This window comes from Mycobacterium sp. E342, assembly GCF_001667665.1.
In the GTDB taxonomy this organism is placed as follows: domain Bacteria; phylum Actinomycetota; class Actinomycetes; order Mycobacteriales; family Mycobacteriaceae; genus Mycobacterium.
On sequence record NZ_LZJM01000223.1, the window covers coordinates 1 to 1,016 of the forward strand.

The 1,016-nt window shown below is 66.8% G+C and carries 1 protein-coding gene; it reads left to right on the top strand.

All coding sequences use genetic code 11. The features are described from left to right. Positions 1–885, top strand: an 885-nt coding sequence (locus tag A5692_RS16700; protein WP_068057806.1) for a phosphotransferase family protein, incomplete at its 5' end; no start/stop codon positions are given. Positions 886–1,016: the final 131 nt, after the last annotated feature.

A 1,016-nucleotide genomic window follows, 5' to 3' on the forward strand; every position in this document is an offset into this window, starting at 1 on the left:
GACGCCTGGGTCCTGCGCCGCCCACCCGTGGTGAAGAATGACCCGAGCGCGTCAAACACCCACCGCGAGTGGCGCATTCTGCACGCCCTCGAAGGCACACCGGTTCCGCACCCGCAGCCCGTGCTGTACTGTGCTGACACCGACGTACTTGGTTCTGAATTCATGCTGATGGGCGTCGTCGACGGATTCACGCCGGGGTTCGAGCTGCCCGAACCCTTTCTCGGTGACATCACCCTGCGGCACGGCCTAGCGATGGCCTACGTCGACGGACTGGTCCACCTGGCCGCGGTGGACTGGCGACGGCGCGGTCTGGCTGACCTTGGCAAGCCCGAGGGATTTCTGGAGCGTCAAGTGCCACGATGGCTCGCCCAGCTGGAGCGCTACGGTACCCGCGATCTCCCCGAACTCGACTTCCTCGCCAACTGGCTTTCCGCCAACACCCCGACCATGAGCCCGGCCGCGGTCATCCATGGCGACTACAGCCCATTCAATGTGATGGTTGCCCCGCAGCCGCCGGCCCGCTTGGCCGCAATCGTCGACTGGGACACCGGCACCATCGGCGATCCGCTGCTCGATATTGGGCACCTGCTCGCGCGGTGGACCGAGCCCGGTGAAGATCCGATCATCACCGAACAGGCGGGCGGCTCGGCCGGCTACCCGAGTCGTCAGCAGCTGGCGGACCGATACGCCAACCTCAGCGGACGGGACCTCACCGCGCTGCCCTACTACCAGGCTCTGGCGTTGTTCAAGCTGGCCGTGATCCTGGAGGGGTCGCACGCTCGGCAGGTCAAGGCGGGCATCGACCCGGACCGAACCGACATGGGACCTCGGGTGATTCGCCTGCTCGCCGGGGCCGCGGAGTTCGCCCGCGGGCAGCGCAAGTGAGGTCGCGCGCATGACCGAACCACTCACCGAGCGACGCCGACGACTCGTGCGCGACGACATCGGCCGTACCGCTATCGCGTTGTTCGCTGAGCGCGGTTTTGACACGGTTACTGTAGGCGACATCAGCGCCC